The organism is Pseudomonas sp. P1_A1, from assembly GCF_056406935.1.
Genome location: NZ_JBFTZE010000004.1, coordinates 88,573 through 107,715, shown reverse-complemented (window position 1 = coordinate 107,715; position 19,143 = coordinate 88,573). Strand labels below are relative to the sequence as shown.

Below are 19,143 nucleotides of genomic sequence, written 5' to 3'. Positions count from 1 at the left end.
TCATGCGCGCCATCCCTCTACTTACGCTTCTGCTCAGTGGCTGGTTTATTGTTCCAGCCCACGCCGATGAAGCCCAGGACTGGCTGAAGCGTCTGGGACAGGCGGAGCAAACGCAGAGCTTTCATGGTACTTTCGTCTACGAGCGTAACGGTAGTTTTTCTACCCATAACATCTGGCATCGCGTCCAGGATGGCAAAGTCCAAGAGCGTTTACTTCAGCTCGACGGTTCGGCCCAGGAAGTCGTGCGCATTGATGGGCATACTCAATGCGTCAGCGGCACCCTGATAGCAGGGCTGGGGGACTCACCCAACTCCGCTGCTCGTGCACTCGATCCACAAAAGCTAAAGAATTGGTATGACCTTGCCGTCATCGGCAAGTCGCGCGTGGCCGGGCGTTCGGCGGTGATCGTCTCGTTGACGCCTCGCGATCAGCACCGCTATGGTTTTGAGCTGCATCTGGATAAGGAGACCGGCTTGCCGTTGAAGTCATTGTTGCTCAATGACAAAGGGCAACTGCTGGAACGGTTCCAGTTCACCCGGCTGGATACTGCCGAGGTGCCTTCCGACAGCGATTTGCAGGCAGGTTCCGAGTGCAAGCCCATTAACCTGGACAGTGACAAGGCGTCCGCCGTCAAGACTGCGCAGGTCTGGCATTCGGACTGGTTGCCGCCAGGTTTCGAGCTGACCAGCAGTACCTCTCACAAGGATCCGGATACCAAAGTCCAGGTCAGCAGTCTGATGTTCGACGACGGTCTGGCCCGATTCTCGGTGTTCCTTGAGCCATTGAATGGGGCAACAGTCACCGACACCCGTACCCAACTGGGGCCGACAGTCGCTGTGTCCCGTCGCTTGACCACTCCGCAAGGCGAAATAATGGTGACCGTGGTCGGTGAAATACCGATTGGTACCGCCGAACGGATTGCGCTGTCCATGCGCAACGATGCCGCGGCTACCAGCAAGCAATGAGCTGATCAGCCATGCTCATCAATCGGGGGCTGGATGGTGCGGGAGGTCAGCAATGGCTGCCCCGTCGTTGAGGCCTCGAAATGTTTTGCCGAGCATTTTCATTTGCAAATATCCCGAAAATTTTTTATAGGTCAGAGCCCCTCGGCTCTGGCCTTGTTTGTTGTTCCCGGAACAAAAATACCGGCGTATCGTTTCCGGTGTTCCTTGCTCCATATCGCTTAACCATGCTCGTCGTAACGGGAGCCGTATGTCGATACCACGCTTGAAGTCTTATCTCTCTATTTTTGCCACCGTGCTGGTGCTCGGTCAGGCGGTCACTGCGCAAGCGGCCGACTTGCCTGACTTCACGCAACTGGTCGAGCAGGCCTCGCCCGCGGTGGTGAACATCAGTACTACCCAGAAGTTGCCGGAGCGCAAAGTGTCCAGCGAGCAAATGCCTGACCTTGAAGGCTTGCCGCCGATGCTGCGCGAGTTCTTTGAGCGTGGTCTGCCGCAGCAGCCACGCTCACCTCGTGGCGATCGCCAGCGCGAAGCGCAGTCCCTGGGTTCGGGTTTCATCATTTCGCCTGACGGCTACATCCTGACTAACAACCATGTGATCGCCGATGCCGACGAGATTCTCGTGCGCCTCGCCGATCGCAGTGAGTTGAAAGCCAAGTTGATCGGTACCGATCCGCGTTCCGACGTCGCCTTGCTGAAAATTGAAGGCAAGAACCTGCCGGTTCTGAAGCTCGGCAAATCGCAGGACCTGAAAGCCGGTCAGTGGGTCGTGGCCATCGGCTCGCCGTTCGGCTTTGATCACACCGTAACTCAAGGCATCGTCAGTGCCATCGGTCGCAGCCTGCCGAATGAAAACTATGTGCCGTTCATCCAGACCGACGTGCCGATCAACCCGGGTAACTCCGGTGGTCCGCTGTTCAACCTGGCCGGTGAAGTGGTCGGCATCAACTCGCAGATCTACACTCGCTCCGGCGGCTTCATGGGCGTGTCGTTCGCAATCCCTATCGATGTGGCGATGGACGTTTCCAATCAGCTGAAAAGCGGCGGTAAAGTCAGCCGTGGCTGGTTGGGTGTGGTGATCCAGGAAGTGAGCAAGGATCTGGCCGAGTCGTTCGGTCTTGAGAAACCGGCCGGTGCGTTGGTGGCTCAGATCCAGGATGACGGTCCGGCTGCCAAGGGTGGCCTACAAGTGGGCGACGTGATCCTGAGCATGAACGGTCAACCGATCGTCATGTCCGCCGATCTGCCGCACTTGGTGGGTGCGCTGAAGGCCGGTTCGAAAGCCAATCTTGAGGTGATCCGCGAAGGCAAACGCAAGAATGTCGAGCTGACCGTCGGCGCTATCCCTGAAGAAGGCAAAGAGCTGGACGCCCAGCCTAAATCTGGCGCAGAGCGCAGCAGCAATCGCCTGGGTGTTTCCGTGGCCGAATTGACCGATGAGCAGAAGAAAGCCTACGACCTTAAAGGTGGTGTGGTAATCAAGGACGTGCAGGACGGTCCTGCTGCCCTGATCGGCTTGCAGCCCGGTGATGTGATCACTCACCTGAACAACCAGGCGATCGGCTCCACCAAGGAGTTCACCGAGATTGCCAAGGCGTTGCCGAAGAACCGCTCGGTGTCGATGCGTGTTCTGCGCCAGGGTCGCGCCAGCTTCATCACCTTCAAACTGGCTGAATAAGCCGGTTGTCGGCTGAATAAAAAACCGCCTCGAAAGAGGCGGTTTTTTGTATCTGAATTTTGTCCCTGAAGCAGTCAGCCCATCATGTCCTTGATCATGCGTTCCTGTTCCATCAGCTCGCGTTGTCGTGCGTCAATCCGCGATGACAGCGGGAAGTTGCTGCCCGCCTTGCGCTTGGCGAAGTCCAGTTGCTGGATCGCCTGGCGATAATCGCCGACTAGTGCGAAGTACTCTGCACGAGCCTGATGCAGACCGATGATGTTGCCAGACAGACCACGAGTCTCGGCCACCAGGTACCAGACGTCCGGATCTTCGGGACGGGTCTTGAGCAGGTTCTCCAGCGCCTTTTCCGCATCGGCTGCTCGATTCTGCTTGAGCAACAGGTCAACACGCACCTGATTCAGCGGGTAGTTGCCCGGATACTGAGTCAGCATCCGGTCAACCCGTGACTGAGCATCGGGCAGACGATTATTGGTGATGTCCAGATCGACCTGCGCCAGGTTGTAGATGATCTCGTTCGGCGATTTGGCCAGCAGCTGCTTGAGGTTCTCGCGAGCTTCATTCAACTGACCGCCTTTGATCTGGGCGATTGCCAGGCCATAGCGCGCGACGTCGTTTTTCGGGTTTTCATCGAGTTGGGCGCGGAAGCGCTTGGCACCCAAGCCTGGGGTTTCTTCATAGATCAGCTGCACACGTGCACGAATCAGCTGATAACGCATACTGTCTTCGATACCGCCCGGTTTGGCCTGTTCGGCACGGTTGCGGGTGTCGGCGATACGCGATTCGGTCACCGGGTGAGTGAGCAGGAATTCCGGCGGCTTGGCATCGTAGCGGTACTGGCGCATCAGCCGTTCGAACATGGTCGGCATCGAGCGCGGATCGTAACCGGCCTTTTCCAGATTCATGATGCCGATACGGTCGGCTTCCTGTTCATTCTGGCGCGAGAAGCGTCGTTGTTCCTGCATCGCCGCCGCCTGAGTGCCGGCAATGGTCGCGATCCCGGCATCGCCTGCACCGGCGGCGGCAATCACGATCCCGGCCAGCAACGCAGCCATCATCGGCACTTGCATGCGTTGCGACGCTTCGACACCACGGGCGAAGTGACGCTGCGACAAGTGGGCCAGTTCGTGGGCCAGGACCGAGGCATATTCGCCTTCGGTCTGGGCGTTGAGGAACAAGCCACCGTTGACGCCGACGATCCCGCCCGGCGCGGCAAAAGCGTTGAGCTGCGGGCTGTTGATCAGGATGAACTCCAGGCGCCGGTCATTGACTTGGCTGGTTTCCACCAGTCGATAGACGCTGGACTCGACATAATCCTTGAGTTGCGGGTCGTTGAGTTGCGACACCTGGCTGCGCAGCATCGCCAGCCACGCACGGCCCAGTTGGTATTCCTGTTGCGGCGAGACGATGGCAGAGCTGGCGTCACCGAGTGACGGCAAGTCGTCGGCGAAGCCTGGTGAGGCGAGCAGGCAAGCGAGCGTCAGCAGGGTAGGGCGCAAAAAAGTCATGCACAAAGCCTTAGTCGACAAAGACGTTACTGTAGCCGGACACTACGCTTGGGACCAGATATTCTAAGCGGCTCAACCCCCAGCCCCGGAGTGATTCGATGACTGACGCTGTAACCCACGACGCCGAGCTGGACGCCAGCGGACTGAATTGTCCGCTGCCGTTGCTCAAGGCCAAGATGGAACTCAACCGACTGGCCAGCGGTGCGGTGCTCAAGGTGATTGCCACCGATGCAGGCTCTCAGCGCGACTTTCGCACCTTTGCCCGATTGGCCGGTCATACGCTGCTTCGTGAAGAAGATGAGGCGGGCGTTTACCGCTATTGGTTGAAAAAAGCCTGAAACCTGCTGCGTTCGTTCCTAAGGATTATTGATGTTCAAAGTGTTACGCGACTGGATTCAGCGTTACTTCTCGGATGAAGAGGCCGTGGTGCTGGCGGTGCTGCTGTTTCTGGCATTTACCGCCGTACTTACCTTGGGCGGAATGCTTGCGCCGGTGCTGGCCGGGATGGTGCTGGCGTATCTGATGCAGGGCTTGGTGGTTATCCTCGAGCGTCTGCGCCTGCCGGGCGCCGTGGCGGTGGGGCTGGTCTTCGCGTTGTTCATGGGCGGGCTGCTGGTATTCATCCTCGTCGTGGTGCCCCTGCTCTGGCATCAACTGATTACGCTGTTCAACGAATTGCCCGGCATGCTCGCCAAATGGCAGTCGCTGCTGTTGCTGCTGCCCGAGCGTTACCCGCATCTGGTGTCGGACGAGCAAGTGCTGCAGGCGATCGAAGTGGCGCGGGGCGAGATCGGCAAGTTCGGCCAGTGGGCCCTGACATTCTCATTGTCGAGCCTGCCGCTGCTGGTGAACATCATGATCTACCTGGTGCTGGTGCCGATCCTGGTGTTCTTCTTCCTCAAGGACCGGGAGATGATCGGCCAGTGGGTGCGCGGTTACCTGCCGCGGGAGCGAGCGCTGATCACTCGGGTCGCCCAGGAAATGAACCGGCAGATTGCCAATTACATTCGTGGCAAGGTCATCGAAATCTTCATTTGCGGGGGCGTGACGTACATCGCTTTCGTGGCGCTGGGGCTCAACTACGCGGCGCTGCTGGCGTTGCTGGTGGGTGTATCGGTGGTGGTGCCCTATGTCGGGGCGGTGGTGGTGACCGTGCCGGTGCTGCTGATTGCGCTGTTCCAATGGGGCTGGAGCGATCAGTTCATCTATTTGATGGCGGTCTACGGGATCATCCAGACGCTGGACGGTAACGTGCTGGTGCCGCTGCTGTTCTCGGAAGCGGTCAACCTGCACCCGGTGGCGATCATCTGCGCGGTGCTGCTGTTTGGCGGGTTGTGGGGCTTCTGGGGCGTGTTCTTTGCGATTCCCCTGGCGACGCTGTTCAAAGCCGTGCTGGATGCCTGGCCGCGCAAGGAGCCCGAGGTGTCGCCGCTGCTTTGATCGTCGATTTGAGGGCCTCTTTGTGGGCAAGCCCCGCTCCCACAGGGTTCATACCATCCCCAAGGAGCGGGCTTGCCCGCAAAGGCGTCCGAATAGACGCCAAAAAAATCAGGCCTTGTTCAGCGCCTGAGCAGCCGCCAAAACCGCATCCACATGCCCCGGCACCTTCACGCCGCGCCATTCCTGACGCAGCACGCCATCCTTGTCGATCAGGAACGTGCTGCGATCAACACCCATATATTCCTTGCCGTAGAGCTTTTTCAGCTTGATCACGTCGAACAACTGACAGATGGCTTCGTCCTTGTCGCTGATCAGCTCGAAGGGGAATTCCTGCTTACACTTGAAGTTCTCATGAGACTTCAGGCTGTCGCGAGATAGACCGAACACCTCGGTGTTGGCCGCCTTGAACGCCGCGTACTGGTCGCGAAAGCCCTGGCCTTCGGTGGTGCAGCCCGGCGTGCTGTCCTTCGGGTAGAAGTAAATCACCACTTGCTTGCCTTTGAGGGCCGCGAGGCTGACGGTCTGCCCGCTGGTGGCGGGTGCTTCGAAGTCGGCAACCGGTTGGTCGATGGCTACGGCCATGAAAGCTTCCTTACATTGGGTTTTGTGGGCGCCACGGTTCAATCAGTGCGTCCAGGTTCATGGCGTCGGCGAAATCCAGGAACTGGTCACGCAGCCAGCTGATCTGGGTGCCGGCCGGCAAGGTCACGGTAAACGTGGCGTTGAGCATGGTGCCGCCGGTCTGCGGAGCCTGATAGGTGTCGCAGGTCAGATTCTCCAGCTCGACGTTGTGGTCCATGAAGAACTGGCACAGCTCGTTGATGATGTCCGGGCGGTAGGCCGAGCTGACGTAGGCGACGTACGGCAGGGCCTGGGGACGGTTCTCCAGGGCTGCGCTGCGCACCACGTTGACGGTGAAAGCATGCCGCTTGGCCAGCACCGGCAGACTGCCTTCGAGGCGCGCCAGGGCGTCCCAGCTGCCGGAGATCTCGAGGATCAGCGCGCTGCATTCGCCATGACGCGTCAGGCGAGAGGTGACCACGGCGCAGCGGTTTTCATGGCTGGCGCGGCACAGGACGTTAGTCAGCTCCATGGGGTTGGCGCCGAGGGCACTGATGACAAGGAATTGTTCGCGAACTGTGGGGGTGGACATGCAGCATTCCTAAAGCGATGAGCGGTCGATACTGTTTATGGGCTTTTTTACCGGGGACGAGCCTGCGGATGCGAATTCACAAACCCCCAGCCGAAGGTTGCAACGTGCTCCAGTATGGCAAGAGCGAGGGGTGGCAACGCTGGATCGGGGCTTGTGATGCCGAAAATGGAGGCTGGAAACCGGCGTACGAGCTTATCAGTACCGATCAAAGTCTGAAGGGTAGCGAAAAGCAGCGCCAAGGGGAATGGCAGCAGCGCAGTACTTCGCTTGTACAAGCATCTTGGCGCCAGTACCATTACCGCTCTCTTTTTCCGGCAGGAGCGGTTGCATGATTGCGGGCAGTATGGTGGCACTGGTCACACCCATGGATGCACAGGGTCGTCTCGACTGGGACAGCCTGAGCAAACTGGTGGACTTCCACCTGCAAGAGGGCACCAACGCCATCGTGGCGGTCGGCACTACGGGTGAGTCGGCCACGCTTGACGTGAACGAGCACATCGAAGTGATTCGTCGCGTGGTTGCCCAGGTTGCAGGGCGTATTCCGGTGATCGCCGGTACGGGCGCCAATTCGACGCGTGAAGCGATCGAACTGACGACCAACGCGAAGAACGCTGGCGCCGACGCGTGCCTGCTGGTAACCCCTTATTACAACAAGCCGACGCAAGAAGGCCTGTACCTGCACTTCCGCGCCATCGCCGAAGCGGTCGATATCCCGCAGATTCTTTACAATGTGCCGGGCCGTACCGCGTGCGACATGCAGGCCGAGACGGTAATCCGCCTGTCGACCGTGAAGAACATCATCGGCATCAAGGAAGCCACGGGCGACCTGCAGCGCGCCAAGGACATCCTGGCCGGCGTGAGCAGCGACTTCCTGGTCTATTCCGGTGACGATGCGACCGCGGTCGAGCTGATGCTGCTCGGTGGCAAGGGCAACATTTCGGTGACCGCCAACGTTGCACCGCGCGCCATGAGCGAGCTGTGCGCCGCTGCGATGGCCGGTGATGCCGTCAAAGCCCGGGCGATCCACGAAAAGCTGATGCCGCTCAATAAAACCCTGTTTATCGAATCCAACCCTATCCCCGTGAAATGGGCGCTGCATGAAATGGGCCTGATGCCGGACGGTATCCGTCTGCCGCTCACCTGGCTCAGTGCTGCCTGTCACGAACCGCTGCGGCAGGCCATGCGCCAGTCCGGCGTCCTGGTTTAATTGAGGAAGTACTACGCATGAAGCGAATGGCCGGACTTTCCGCACTTGCCTTGATTATCTCCAGCACCAGTGGCTGCGGATGGATCTGGGGCCCGGAAGGTTACTTCCGTGACCGTGGTAGCGATTACCTGGAAGCGCAACAGACTGCACCGATGCAACTGCCACCGAATGTCAGCACCTCAAAGCGTCTGGATCCACTGTTGCCGATCCCGCGCAATGTGGCCGACGATACGGCCAAGGGCGAATATGTCGTGCCTCGTCCGCAGCCGCTGTCGGCAGCGGCTGATATCAGTGCCTACTCCTTGCAGAAGAGCGGCGATTCGCGTTGGATCATGGCGCAGAACCCACCGGCCGAAGTCTGGGCAGTGGCCGTGCAGTTCTTCCAGGACAACGGTTTCCGTCTGGACGAACAGCGCCCGCAAACCGGTGAGTTCACTACCACCTGGCAGCATTCCGACGAACTGTCCGCAGCCATGGCCAAGCGCCTGAGCGCGGCTGGTGTCGGCGCCGATAGCGAAACCCGCGTACGGGTGCGTATCGAGCCAGGCGTGCAGCGCAACACCAGTGAAGTCTATGTGGTCAGCGCCGAGCGTCCTGCCGGCAGCACCGCCAACGTCGACTTCACCAATCGTTCGGTCAACACCGGCCTGGACGCAGCATTGGTCGACGACATGCTCGCGAGCATGAGCCGCACTTCGGAGAAGGGCGGTTCGGTCTCCATGCTGGCCTCGCGTGATTTCGATACGCCAAGCCGTGTCAGCCTGACCGAGGATGGCAGCGGCAACCCGGTGCTCAACGTCGGTACCGACCTGGATCGTGCCTGGTCGAGCGTCGGTCGTGCGCTGGAACAGGGCGAATGGCGTGTTGAAGACATCAACCGCAGCCTGGGCCTGTACTACATCAACCTCGCCGAAAAGGCCGAGAAGAAGGATGAGCAGCCAGGTTTCTTCGGCAGCCTGTTCGGCAGCAAGCCGAACAAGGAAGAAGTTGAAGCCCGTGCCGAGCGTTATCAGGTTCGCCTGAGCAAGGTCGGCGAGAACGTACAAGTCACCGTCGAGAAAAACATCAACACCGTGGCGCCAGCAGACGTGGCGCGCAAAGTGTTGACCGTGATTCAGGACAATTTGGGCTGATCACATGCGTTTTGCCGTTCTCGGCAGCGGTAGCCAAGGGAACGGCACGCTGGTAGCCAGCGATGACACGTATGTGCTGGTGGATTGTGGTTTCTCCTTGCGGGAAACCGAAAAACGCCTGCTGCGCCTTGGGGTAAACCCTGCGCAGTTGAGCGCGATACTTGTGACCCACGAACATGCCGATCACGTGCATGGCGTGGGTTTGCTGTCTCGGCGTTACAATCTGCCTGTCTACCTCAGTCGCGGGACCCTGCGCGGGATGCGCAAACCGATTGAACCCGCAGGCCTTCTGGCTGGCGGCGAGCAACTGCAAATCGGCCCTCTGAGCATCGGCGTCATTGCCGTGGCCCATGATGCGCAGGAGCCGACGCAGTATGTCTTCAGCGACGGTCAGCGGCGTTTTGGCCTGTTGACCGACCTGGGGTCGTACTGCAACAAGGTGCTGGACGGTTATCGGGACCTCGATGCGTTGATGATCGAGGCCAACCATTGCCGTGACATGCTGGCTCGCGGTCACTACCCGTACTTTCTCAAGCAACGGGTGGGCGGTGAATTGGGACATTTGAACAACCATCAGGCGGCATTCCTGGTGGCCGAGTTGGGCTGGCAAGGCCTGCAACACCTGGTCCTGGCCCATCTGAGCAGCAAGAACAACCTGCCGCAGCTGGCCCGGCAATGTTTTGTCGACACCCTCGGGTGCGACCCGGACTGGCTGCAACTGGCCGATCAAGATTCAGGGCTCGACTGGCGACACATCGCCTAGCCCACCTACTTAGCAAGCGGAGCCCATCATGGAAAAACGTGAAGAACTCTACCGCGGCAAAGCCAAATCGGTTTACAAGACCGACGACGCCGACCGCTTGATCCTGCTGTTTCGCAACGACACCTCGGCGTTCGACGGCAAGCGTATCGAGCAGCTCGACCGCAAAGGCATGGTGAACAACAAGTTCAACGCCTTCATCATGCAGAAACTCGAAGCAGCCGGCGTGCCGACTCAATTCGACAAACTGCTGGGCGACAACGAATGCCTGGTGAAAAAACTCGACATGATCCCGGTCGAGTGCGTCGTGCGTAACTACGCCGCCGGCAGTCTGGTCAAGCGCCTGGGCGTTGAAGAGGGTATGAAGCTCAACCCTTACACCTTCGAACTGTTCCTGAAGGACGACGCCAAGGGCGACCCGTTCATCAATGAATCCCACGTCGTGGCATTCGGCTGGGGCACCGCCGAGCAACTGGTTCGCATGAAAGAACTGTCGCTCAAGGTCAACGAAGTGCTGAGCAAACTGTTCGACGACGCTGGCCTGCTGCTGGTCGACTTCAAACTCGAATTCGGCGTGTTCTCCGACGGCTCCATCGTTCTGGGTGACGAGTTCAGCCCGGACGGCTGCCGTCTGTGGGACAAGGCCACCAAGAAGAAAATGGACAAGGACCGCTTCCGTCAGGGCCTCGGTGACGTCATCGAAGCCTACGAAGAAGTCGCCAACCGTCTGGGCGTACCGCTTTAATCGACGCAAGCATCTGATAGCACGGAAAAAAATCGCTAAAGGGGGTTCGCTTCCGGCGATTGTGCTGTTATGATGCGCGCCGTTGGAGAGATGCCAGAGTGGCCGAATGGGACGGATTCGAAATCCGTTGTACCTTCACCGGTACCTAGGGTTCGAATCCCTATCTCTCCGCCATACATAGAAAAGCCCCGTAATTCAATGAGTTACGGGGTTTTTTCGTTTCTGGTTCTACTACTCATTTCTACTACTCAACACCTCAGATTTACTCTGTGTAGAAGATCTTTGATGCAGATGAATTTTGCATCAGATTAATTGAGTGAGTGCAGTCTGATCGATTCACGTAGCTCTCGCTGCTTCGAGCGATTGCTTCTCCATTTTTGGCGTAATAGATCCAGTACCACTGTTTAGAGTTGTCTTTTTTCTGCCAGTAGCACGGATACGTAACCTCACCCATTTCCTACTCCTTCTATTCAGGCGGACACCATGTCCAGCGTGAAGCGTAGGCGAGTCTTGGTTTCGGGCAAGCCCCACCGCCATTGGCACATCTAATGCTTAATTTTGAATGTGAAGAAATTGTGACGGGGCGAGATGCCTGGTCTTCATAATCTAAAATGCAGTGTGAAAGCCGACCGTGACTAGACGGTGAGTGTTGGGGTAAACCATGAAAGTGAGAGCAACAGTGATTTGCAAGCGAGATGATAGTGTTCTCTACGTTCGCAAACAAAATTCGAGATGGGCTCTCCCCGGTGGAAAGGTCGAGGAAGGCGAAACACCTGAGCAAGCGGCTATTCGCGAGTTATGCGAGGAAACCGGGCTTGTAGCTCAAGATATGGTTTTTTTAGCTGAATTTGAAAAAGACAAAATCCTGCATCATGTGTTCATGACCGTCGTCGGGGCCTCGGACGAAGCATCTCCACAGAACGAGATTGCGGCTTGTAAATGGAAGCCCGCCAAAAATGTTAACGACCTTAAATCCAGTCCAGCAACCAAGTCGATAGTAAAGTCGTACGCCTAGAACCTCGCCAAGCAATAGCTCCCAGAGCGTAACCGTCCGGACAACACACCTTCCTGATGCCTACATCTCCTCAGCGTGAGGGCTGTCAAAAGAGCCCTGCACGCAGGGCTCACATACGAAGAGGAAACATTACATCCTCTTTGGCATGCCGTGCTCTGCCATAAAGTCAGAGAACTGAGTCCAGGTGAGATTGTATTTATTTACATGATTGCCTGATGGCAGCCATTCGATGTTGCCCTGGCTTATGAGAATAGTGCCGAGCTTGCCACCATCTTTTTTCACTTCAATTTCTACGTCCTGACGCTGCACCAGCATAGATTGAAGATTGATCTTTACTTCGTGAGCCATGGCGCCTTCCCTTGCATGCTTGTGACGTTTCGATGGTAGCTAGCTTAGAAGAGGGCTGGGTATTCGCAAATCTTGGCGCTAGGGCACCATCGTTAAGGCCAAATACAAATGCGAAGTAATATCATCAATGCGATGTAGAAATATCGTGGCTTTGAGGGCGTTTGAGGCTACCCCTGACTCAGAGAGGGGCGAGACGCTAGAGCGCCTCAGAAGGGTGTAAAGGCCCTTGTAATAGCCCGTTTCGACTTAGGGGAAGGTGATGCCGAGACGTTGAACCAATCGGCTCACTGTCATGGGGGTGAACTCAGCACCACGGCTAGTCTTGATCGACTGATTGTTGAGATAGGCTGCTACCCCTGCAAGAGTTTTGATTCCGTCGAAGCTTGCCGCCTTGATGTGGTTTTTAACAGTCTGAGCGTAAACGTCTGCCTTCTCTACCTTGGCTGCTGTTGCTGCCTTAGGTCCAACCTTATGAGCCTCCTTACGACCAGCATCACGCCGTTCAATCTTGGCCTGAGCCGATACATCTCCATTTTCAGCACGTTGCTTCAGCGAGCCTAGAGCGTCTTTGGTGCGTTGGCTGATGAACTCTCGTTCCTGCTGTGCGAGTGCGGCGTAAATGTGGAGTTGGAAAGCGTCGGCGTCGGGCATCGTCGCAACCTTGAAGGAAGCCCGTTTCATCAGGCCCGCAATGTGTTCAACATCACGAGAGATACGGTCAAGTTTTGCCACTACGAGGATTGCACCTGTCTCTTTAGCAGCATTCATTGCCTTGATGCATTCAGGGCGATCCGTTGGCGCTATCGTGCCCGATGCTGTATCGACGAATTCCGCGATGATCTCCCAGCCTTTCGCCTTAGCTGCAAGGGCGATGTAGTCACGCTGAGCTTCCAGACCCAAGCCCGACTCGCCTTGCTTGACTGTGCTGACTCGAAGATAGCTGACTACTTTCATGGTGGTAATTCCCGTCAATTCCTGTTGATGGGTCCATCATATCATAACGCTGACGAACGTCAATGGAATGATATGGCTAGGGGCGGGAGAACCCGATCAACCATTCAAGCCGCTCTTTGCAGTATGCCGATTCCTCTTCATAGGTTTGTAGTCCCAACAGTTCCGCCTCCTGTTGGTCAGTACATGCGTAGACATTCCACTCGGGGTCTATGCCTTTGAGCGGGACAATTAGAGAAAGGCCTGCCATAGCTTCAGCAATTTGACGGGGGTGGCCTGATTCGACCTTTACACAGTAGTCATCTAATACCGCGAATTTACTCATTGGAGGCCGCTTGTCTTCTTAGGATGGAAGGTGCAAGCGTAGACCAGCGGTGCAGTATCGGAGTGGGCAGGCAGGGGTTAGATGTTTTTGAACAACTCAGACAACTCGGTTTCCAGCGCGTCAGCGAGAACCTTGATAGCGTCTAAGCTTGGATTGGCTCCACCGGTTTCAATGCGGCTCATGTACGTCCTAGCGAACCCGCACTTGTCCGCGAAGGCTTCTTGAGTCATGCCGGTAGCAAGACGAAGCTCACGAATTCGATGGCCGAAGCGATGGCGGAGGGAGGGAGAAGGCATTCCCGTATCGTGGGCTGATGTGCTCTAATCGTGAACACACTAATCGTGACATTGACTGAATAGATCACCTGCTACTCAGTCAGCAGATGAAGGAGAAACAGGGATGAAGGACGGCATCATTAGACTCAACGACTACCTTTGTTACTTTGCCATTGTTGCCGTTGCGTTCGCGGGTTACGCAATCTATGGCGAATGGGGGGCAATCGGTGGATTCATAGCTGGAGCGGTGATGGCTGGGTTCTGGCTTGTCCTTAGCGGGATTTATGACGAGCTGAAGAAAATTACTGCATCGAAGGGATTGCGTTAATCAAGACACAAGGAATTGATTGATGGACAGCCAAGAAATTGAGCTTCGGCAAGACTCTGCAATGCTGCTTCGCACAGATATGCGTTCGAAGAAAATCAACCTCAAGGAAGCCAATGCAAAACATCGTGAAATCACTAGCACTGTAGCGGCGGTAGGTGAAGAGCTGAAGTATGCGGCCAGTCGCTTAGATGAGCTCAAATCCGGTAGAGGAAAAAAGCTTGCTTCAGCGCCTGACATAGAGGTTTTTGAATTTTGGCTGAGTATTCCCGGTTATAAAGGGAGTATTCAGAAGGCAAAAGCCGAAATGATAATGCATGGCAGTCTGCAACATGTCAGCAACGTCAGCAGTACCAGCAAGAGTGGGTTAGGTGGCGGCATTGTCGGCGGCCTGATTTTTGGGCCATTGGGGGCTGCCGCTGGTGTGTTGGCGACACGGAAAAGTAAAGTTAGTACCCATGTCCAACAGGTAGACACGCGACAAGTGGAATTGCAAATCACGGGGCCTGGCTATGCTTGGTCCGTCTTGGCTCACTCGGGTTATGCTGACAGATTCAGGGAGCTGAGAGATTTGATAAATGCTTACGGATCATCTCCCAAAAACATTCAAGACTCCCTTCGCGAACAAACCGCAACTGTAAATCTTCTACAAGAAAAGTCGGCCAAACAAAAAGCATATCTTCAACTCGCTGCCAAGGAAGCTGAAGAGCGAAGCGTTGCTTATGAAATAACGAAAAAAGAGTTCACAACTACCCGATTACCGCTCCTTACGGATTTGAAATTCAGATGGCAATGTCTATCCGATTTCTGGCAATGGTTGGCAGTGATAGGTGGTCCCGTCTTATTGACTATACTCGCCGGGGCAACTACGTATGCTCGCATGGCGGCTCAACCATGGCTTAGTCAAGCAATTGCTCTAGCTGTGGCGGATGTCGTGCTTTGGTGCGCTTTGTTCATATTCTATTTGATTCGCTACCGTATTTAATTACTCACAATGGGTTGAGAAGGGATTGAGCATAAGTGAGTGCATATCCCGCCACAAATGCAGGGAATGCCTCTGAGTCCCAAGGCCCACCAACGGCTATGCCATTAACGAACACGGCACCGTTGATCCAGCTACGTGACATTGCCGTAAGGTCGTAATATAAACCTACGGCTTGGCTAGGAGGGACTTCAGACTCGATCTGCACTGACCAACGCCCGGTGTGCTCCAGGTACTGCCATTGCTCTCTAACCGGTGAGAACGAGTCGATAGAAGGCTTTGTGTTGCTGTTTGGGCTGTCTGCTGAAGCCTTCAATATAAACCAATAGAAATAGGTCACTGGATACGACCTTGCAGAAGTTTTACTCGATTTTCGAGAATCCCCATTCGGCTTTCTAGATCGTTCTTTAACTGATCATGACTGGCAGAAAGGTTGTTGTGTCTTTGCTCTGAATAAATATTCAGATTTGTAATTCTGTCTTGAATCGCAGCTGGATCTGTTTGCAAGGGACGAAGTTCATGGAGAAGAAAACAAATGACCAGGAGAGCGATTGCATTAAAAGTCAAAAGGGTTGTGTTCAGACGACACTTTTTTGTATCGGCTAGCATAAAAATCCTTGTTAAAAATGTTTGAGGTTGGTTTGTTGTATTTTAGTTGTATATACAAGGGCGAGGCGACCCCGTGCTAAGCATTGACTCGGTATCAGCGGCATACAATCAGGTGTTGTGATGCTCGGGTGGAGAAAATGCTTGCACAGATGACAGTCTTATATACCTGCTTAATTATTTATCTTTAAAGAAATCTTGAGCCTCTTGAAGGTATTTGGTTTTCAGAGATGAGAGTTCTTTCTCTTTTTTCTCTGCCTCTTTTCGCAGGTGTGTTTGCAGGTGTTGCTCTGCGAGTGCCTCGATTTGTTTCTGTTTCTCTTCGGCAAGCTCGTTCAGATAGTTTTCTTCCACTTCCTTAAGGATTGTTTGAAGATCTTCATCTTGCTCTTCCTTTGTCTTATACACGTGGGCAGAGTGATAGCCTACGCCACTGACGATGTTGCTGTATTGGTGGCGAGCTTGCCCGTTGAGTGCTAGCTGCATCAACCCATCTACGAACAATTCCAAAGTCTGGGCATGAAACGTAAAGCAGCTTTCCAATACAAAGGAAGAGCCGTATTCTGATCGGCGAACATACCCGTTGACGTAATTGTATTTGGCTTTTTCTTTCCGAAGATCCAACTCTTCTTGTGAGAAGGAAGCGGGGATGGTTACTTTGGTCTTAGTGGCTGTCATAATTTTTATTACCTTTTAGTTTTATTTGGACAATAGCGTCCGTTGATTTGCTCTTGTTAGGAGCGAATACTGTTTATTTAAATTGTCTTTGGAAAGGCGGGAGAAACATCTTGCGGGACTTCTATCGAAGATCCCTTGCGTCAAATTCGCTGCGCTCTTTTGACTTACTGTAATCTATTATATAGATAACGCTTAGCGACCCTACATAACCTACATAAAGCTACAGCCCCCTTTAGATATGTGGCGTACAGCCATGTAGGATGTTCATAAACCATACATTCAATCCTACATAACATACATAGAAGCTGCATAGATTAGAACGCCTGAGACCTAATCTTAGCTTTCTTCAATTCTTCTTCTAACTGCTTTGGCGCTGTTTCTTTGGAAAAGCCTTGGCTCACCCCAAAAGGAGTAATGTGAAGAACTCCAGCGGTAATGCGTCTGCTCATGCATCCAAGTTGCTCAAGAATAGCAGCAATCTTGCGGTCTGATATTGGCTGGCGGCTTTCAACATCTGTTAGCTGCTGTTTAACCAATGCTACATTAACCACCGTCTCAGATTCTATTAGCTGCTCAATTTGCTCAGAAATTTTATCTTCCAAAGACCAGCCTAATCGAGCTTGTTTAGACTCGGTCATGATCGCTGGGTCATAAGGGCTGAAAGCCTTCAGGTCTATTGTTTCTAGATAGTCACGCACCTTCTGATAGCCGCCGTATTTTAACCAGTCCGCGAACATACCAATGAATTGCTTTGATTCAGCTTGGCTAACCTTGTATTCAATAAACTGAGGAAAGAAAAAGCGGCGATCCGATGATTCAAAATAAATTGGATCATAATCATTACTTGCCACAATCAAATTGAGCTTGTTATCGATGGTAATGGTGGGCAGATGTTTACGATTTACCATGATTGTTTCGTTACTCTGATAGACCTTCAGGACATTGGTGGTGCGGCGCTTATCTACGTAGCATTCGTCCAGGAGAAGGACAGTCTTGCCGATCAAAGCGTCTTGGAAGGTGCCTACGATATCGCTCAGGCCACAAACGTCAGCACTCGGCCCCATGATCCCTCTGAGCAACGTACCCACTAGGAACGTCTTACCAATGCCCTGCTTTGAGCGAAGCACGGGAGTGGATACTATCTTTTGCTCTGGTTTGATAACGGCATGCGTGATCCACCACAACATATATTCACGCTCAGCCAGAACCGGAAACATCCTTTCCATATACTCAAGGAAGGGGGCAACCTCTTCAGCTTTTACACATTGGCCTGAAAACTGATGCTTGTGAGGTATCCAAGTGTTTACGAGAGAGCCCGGTAGAAAGCGCGGGCCATTGGGTTGAAAGCCTTCACCATATGCAAAATCCAAACAGCCAAGTAGATACGCCGGGTCAACATCACTGTTCCCCCCATTCTTCTTATAGAAGTCACGAAGGATTCCGGCATACCCTTGATCAGTGTTTGTAATTAAGTCCCGAAACTGAGCGGATTGACTTTTAGATGGTACAAGAATAAAGCGTTTCTTTAGCGCTTCGATTGCTTTTTTATCGATTGCTGGTGCTGCGTTTGTCATTGGTGTTCACCTCATCTGATGGGTTTTTATGGGATGGATTAAATAGTGATTCGTATAATGTAGAAATAATTATGTTTAGTGTGTGATTGGTTGATGTGTAGCCATAGTGCTGCATGATTTCAAGCAACTCAGAGCTGGAGCGTTGGTTAAGGTTTGTCCTCATTGCAACACTCCTTCCAGTACGTCTTGTAGTGAGTTGTCGAAGTCCTTGATGTCATCAGGAGTCTTCAGAAGCTTCAACGCTGCATTGATTTGAAGTCGCACCTTCTTACGTAAGGAGTAAACTTTGACGACGCATAGGTTGCTACAGTATTTGTGGCGTTTGTCGGTAGGATCAAAGCTTTTGTTACAGACTAAACATTCGTTCATTTCTATTTTCCTTTTTGTTTGCCGTATTGGCTTCACAGCGTTTAATTATTGTTTGTGCAGCTACAGCTTTGGTTGTTAATCGTCAGGCGTAATTTTTAGTTCCTCCCTTACGTTGATAGGATGATTTGGGTTTGGATGTGTTCCTTCACGCAACCAGTTATCAATAGATTTGAATGCTACGGCTGGTCCTTCTCCGGGATGGTTTTTATGTCGCCAATAATGCATCTGGTTATGGCATTTCTGAGAGCAGAGAATCTTAGTGTTTCGTGTGGTTAGCATTTCACTTCCACACCATTTACATTGTTTTATCAATTTCATAGATATTACGGTGCCGTCCATTATTGTTTTGGAATATTCAAGAGTAAGAAATTTAATGCACAAAAAACCCACAACAAGGCGAAATGAAAACCTTAAATTGTGGGTTGGTATTTAATAGAAAAGGTTGAACAGTAAATAGCTATTCAACCTTTAATGCCGAGGAGGTAGACTCGGACTTGCGAACGACCAATGCGGCCACCAATGGTGGAAGATGCCGGTTATGGTAGTTCTGTTTGGAAAGAGAGGTATGCGAGAGGGTGAAGCTGATTAACTATCAAATAGAAGTGCGTTTCTTTTTCTTTCAGGCCCGCTTTCTCTTATTTGTTATCTAATACTATCAAATAAAACTGACAATTGTATAGGTACAGTTGCAGAAAGTTGCATTTATATTAGCAGTACAGTTGTGTGTTAGTGTGATTTGTGTGTAGTTTGAATGTTGGTGGAGCTGGCATAGCTACCAATGAAGATAGGATATCAAACTTAATTCTTAATTGCTTATCTAAGTGCGACAACTAATTGCTAATGCACGACAATTAATAGGCTTGTTTGAATTATAAGTGTATTTGGATGTTGTGAAGAGTAGAGATTGTAAATCTGTTATAGATACTCTGCACTGAGTTCAGAAAATTGGTAGAACTTCCCCAGGGGGATAGGAATACTCAAAAGAGCAGAGCCTTATCTCCAAGGTCTACACAACCTTCTGATCCAGTGCCATAGGCTAGGGCCTGCTCTGCACTTGAGACGAGAATGATCACAGCTTATAGGCTGTACCTAACACAAGGTTAGAT

Annotated in this window: 21 protein-coding genes and 1 tRNA gene; 12 read left to right on the top strand and 10 right to left on the bottom strand. The window is 53.4% G+C overall.

What is annotated here, in order from left to right:
- Nucleotides 1-2 precede the first annotated feature (2 nt).
- Nucleotides 3-965 (top strand): MucB/RseB C-terminal domain-containing protein, encoded by a 963-nt coding sequence (locus tag AC1D2Q_RS07355; protein WP_007941442.1) that lies wholly within the window; start codon nucleotides 3-5, stop codon nucleotides 963-965.
- Between the two features lie 247 nt (nucleotides 966-1,212).
- The gene (locus AC1D2Q_RS07350) at nucleotides 1,213-2,643 is read left to right on the top strand and encodes a DegQ family serine endoprotease (protein ID WP_477812768.1); all 1,431 of its coding nucleotides are present in this window, start codon (nucleotides 1,213-1,215) and stop codon (nucleotides 2,641-2,643) included.
- 74 nt (nucleotides 2,644-2,717) lie between these two features.
- Here AC1D2Q_RS07350 and AC1D2Q_RS07345 read toward each other — a convergent pair whose 3' ends face one another.
- Complete coding sequence (locus AC1D2Q_RS07345; protein WP_019580839.1) at nucleotides 2,718-4,151, bottom strand: M48 family metalloprotease; 1,434 nt, start codon at nucleotides 4,149-4,151, stop codon at nucleotides 2,718-2,720.
- A gap of 98 nt (nucleotides 4,152-4,249) precedes the next feature.
- On the opposite strand from AC1D2Q_RS07345, the gene AC1D2Q_RS07340 reads away from it, so the two are divergent.
- Together AC1D2Q_RS07340 and AC1D2Q_RS07335 are read left to right on the top strand one after the other, a co-directional pair.
- Nucleotides 4,250-4,489 (top strand): sulfurtransferase TusA family protein, encoded by a 240-nt coding sequence (locus tag AC1D2Q_RS07340; RefSeq protein ID WP_007941445.1) that lies wholly within the window; start codon nucleotides 4,250-4,252, stop codon nucleotides 4,487-4,489.
- Nucleotides 4,490-4,520: 31 nt separating this feature from the next.
- On the top strand, nucleotides 4,521-5,591 hold the full coding sequence (locus AC1D2Q_RS07335; RefSeq protein ID WP_105348189.1) for an AI-2E family transporter: 1,071 nt from the start codon (nucleotides 4,521-4,523) through the stop codon (nucleotides 5,589-5,591).
- A 108-nt stretch (nucleotides 5,592-5,699) separates the two neighbouring features.
- Here AC1D2Q_RS07335 and AC1D2Q_RS07330 read toward each other — a convergent pair whose 3' ends face one another.
- The gene (locus tag AC1D2Q_RS07330) at nucleotides 5,700-6,173 is read right to left on the bottom strand and encodes a peroxiredoxin (RefSeq protein WP_018926778.1); all 474 of its coding nucleotides are present in this window, start codon (nucleotides 6,171-6,173) and stop codon (nucleotides 5,700-5,702) included.
- 10 nt (nucleotides 6,174-6,183) lie between these two features.
- On the bottom strand, nucleotides 6,184-6,744 hold the full coding sequence (locus AC1D2Q_RS07325) for a glycine cleavage system transcriptional repressor (protein WP_007898662.1): 561 nt from the start codon (nucleotides 6,742-6,744) through the stop codon (nucleotides 6,184-6,186).
- Between the two features lie 328 nt (nucleotides 6,745-7,072).
- Between AC1D2Q_RS07325 and dapA the strand changes: the two genes are divergently transcribed.
- The 5 genes from dapA (at nucleotide 7,073) to AC1D2Q_RS07300 (ending at nucleotide 10,763) form a co-directional block, all read left to right on the top strand.
- Complete coding sequence (gene dapA, locus AC1D2Q_RS07320; protein WP_007941448.1) at nucleotides 7,073-7,951, top strand: 4-hydroxy-tetrahydrodipicolinate synthase; 879 nt, start codon at nucleotides 7,073-7,075, stop codon at nucleotides 7,949-7,951.
- Nucleotides 7,952-7,968: 17 nt separating this feature from the next.
- Nucleotides 7,969-9,084, top strand: a complete 1,116-nt coding sequence (gene bamC / locus AC1D2Q_RS07315) for an outer membrane protein assembly factor BamC (protein ID WP_477812767.1) — start codon at nucleotides 7,969-7,971, stop codon at nucleotides 9,082-9,084.
- Nucleotides 9,085-9,088: 4 nt separating this feature from the next.
- Entirely contained in the window at nucleotides 9,089-9,847 is a 759-nt protein-coding gene (locus tag AC1D2Q_RS07310) for an MBL fold metallo-hydrolase (RefSeq protein ID WP_007941451.1), read from the top strand.
- Nucleotides 9,848-9,875: 28 nt separating this feature from the next.
- Nucleotides 9,876-10,589 (top strand): phosphoribosylaminoimidazolesuccinocarboxamide synthase, encoded by a 714-nt coding sequence (gene purC / locus AC1D2Q_RS07305; protein ID WP_018926775.1) that lies wholly within the window; start codon nucleotides 9,876-9,878, stop codon nucleotides 10,587-10,589.
- 84 nt (nucleotides 10,590-10,673) lie between these two features.
- Nucleotides 10,674-10,763, top strand: a tRNA-Ser gene (locus AC1D2Q_RS07300).
- A gap of 88 nt (nucleotides 10,764-10,851) precedes the next feature.
- Here the strand turns inward: AC1D2Q_RS07300 and AC1D2Q_RS07295 are convergent.
- Nucleotides 10,852-11,043 carry a DUF1508 domain-containing protein gene (locus AC1D2Q_RS07295; RefSeq protein WP_097139784.1) on the bottom strand — a complete coding sequence of 64 codons (192 nt, stop codon included), beginning with the start codon at nucleotides 11,041-11,043 and terminating at the stop codon, nucleotides 10,852-10,854.
- A gap of 207 nt (nucleotides 11,044-11,250) precedes the next feature.
- Here AC1D2Q_RS07295 and AC1D2Q_RS07290 point away from each other — a divergent pair, with 207 nt between their 5' ends.
- A complete protein-coding gene (locus AC1D2Q_RS07290; RefSeq protein ID WP_442099101.1) occupies nucleotides 11,251-11,604 on the top strand; it encodes an NUDIX hydrolase in 354 nt (117 codons plus the stop codon).
- Between the two features lie 129 nt (nucleotides 11,605-11,733).
- Here AC1D2Q_RS07290 and AC1D2Q_RS07285 read toward each other — a convergent pair whose 3' ends face one another.
- From AC1D2Q_RS07285 to AC1D2Q_RS07275, 3 genes are all read right to left on the bottom strand, one after another.
- Nucleotides 11,734-11,952, bottom strand: coding sequence for a hypothetical protein (locus AC1D2Q_RS07285; protein WP_442099103.1), 219 nt, complete (start codon nucleotides 11,950-11,952; stop codon nucleotides 11,734-11,736).
- 246 nt (nucleotides 11,953-12,198) lie between these two features.
- A complete protein-coding gene (locus AC1D2Q_RS07280; protein WP_442099104.1) occupies nucleotides 12,199-12,906 on the bottom strand; it encodes a recombinase family protein in 708 nt (235 codons plus the stop codon).
- Nucleotides 12,907-13,305: 399 nt separating this feature from the next.
- A complete protein-coding gene (locus tag AC1D2Q_RS07275; RefSeq protein WP_442099105.1) occupies nucleotides 13,306-13,524 on the bottom strand; it encodes a helix-turn-helix domain-containing protein in 219 nt (72 codons plus the stop codon).
- Nucleotides 13,525-13,627: 103 nt separating this feature from the next.
- Here AC1D2Q_RS07275 and AC1D2Q_RS07270 point away from each other — a divergent pair, with 103 nt between their 5' ends.
- Both AC1D2Q_RS07270 and AC1D2Q_RS07265 read left to right on the top strand, forming a co-directional pair.
- Nucleotides 13,628-13,831 (top strand): hypothetical protein, encoded by a 204-nt coding sequence (locus AC1D2Q_RS07270; RefSeq protein WP_097139791.1) that lies wholly within the window; start codon nucleotides 13,628-13,630, stop codon nucleotides 13,829-13,831.
- Between the two features lie 22 nt (nucleotides 13,832-13,853).
- A complete protein-coding gene (locus AC1D2Q_RS07265; RefSeq protein ID WP_442099107.1) occupies nucleotides 13,854-14,813 on the top strand; it encodes a hypothetical protein in 960 nt (319 codons plus the stop codon).
- Nucleotides 14,814-15,146: 333 nt separating this feature from the next.
- Here the strand turns inward: AC1D2Q_RS07265 and AC1D2Q_RS07260 are convergent, their stop codons facing one another.
- The 3 genes from AC1D2Q_RS07260 to AC1D2Q_RS07250 all read right to left on the bottom strand — a co-directional run bounded on the left by AC1D2Q_RS07260 (nucleotide 15,147) and on the right by AC1D2Q_RS07250 (nucleotide 17,668).
- Complete coding sequence (locus AC1D2Q_RS07260) at nucleotides 15,147-15,419, bottom strand: hypothetical protein (protein WP_442099108.1); 273 nt, start codon at nucleotides 15,417-15,419, stop codon at nucleotides 15,147-15,149.
- Nucleotides 15,420-15,593: 174 nt separating this feature from the next.
- Nucleotides 15,594-16,094, bottom strand: coding sequence for a hypothetical protein (locus AC1D2Q_RS07255; RefSeq protein WP_442099109.1), 501 nt, complete (start codon nucleotides 16,092-16,094; stop codon nucleotides 15,594-15,596).
- A 314-nt stretch (nucleotides 16,095-16,408) separates the two neighbouring features.
- Nucleotides 16,409-17,668 carry a primase-helicase family protein gene (locus tag AC1D2Q_RS07250; RefSeq protein ID WP_442099110.1) on the bottom strand — a complete coding sequence of 420 codons (1,260 nt, stop codon included), beginning with the start codon at nucleotides 17,666-17,668 and terminating at the stop codon, nucleotides 16,409-16,411.
- Nucleotides 17,669-19,143 lie beyond the last annotated feature (1,475 nt).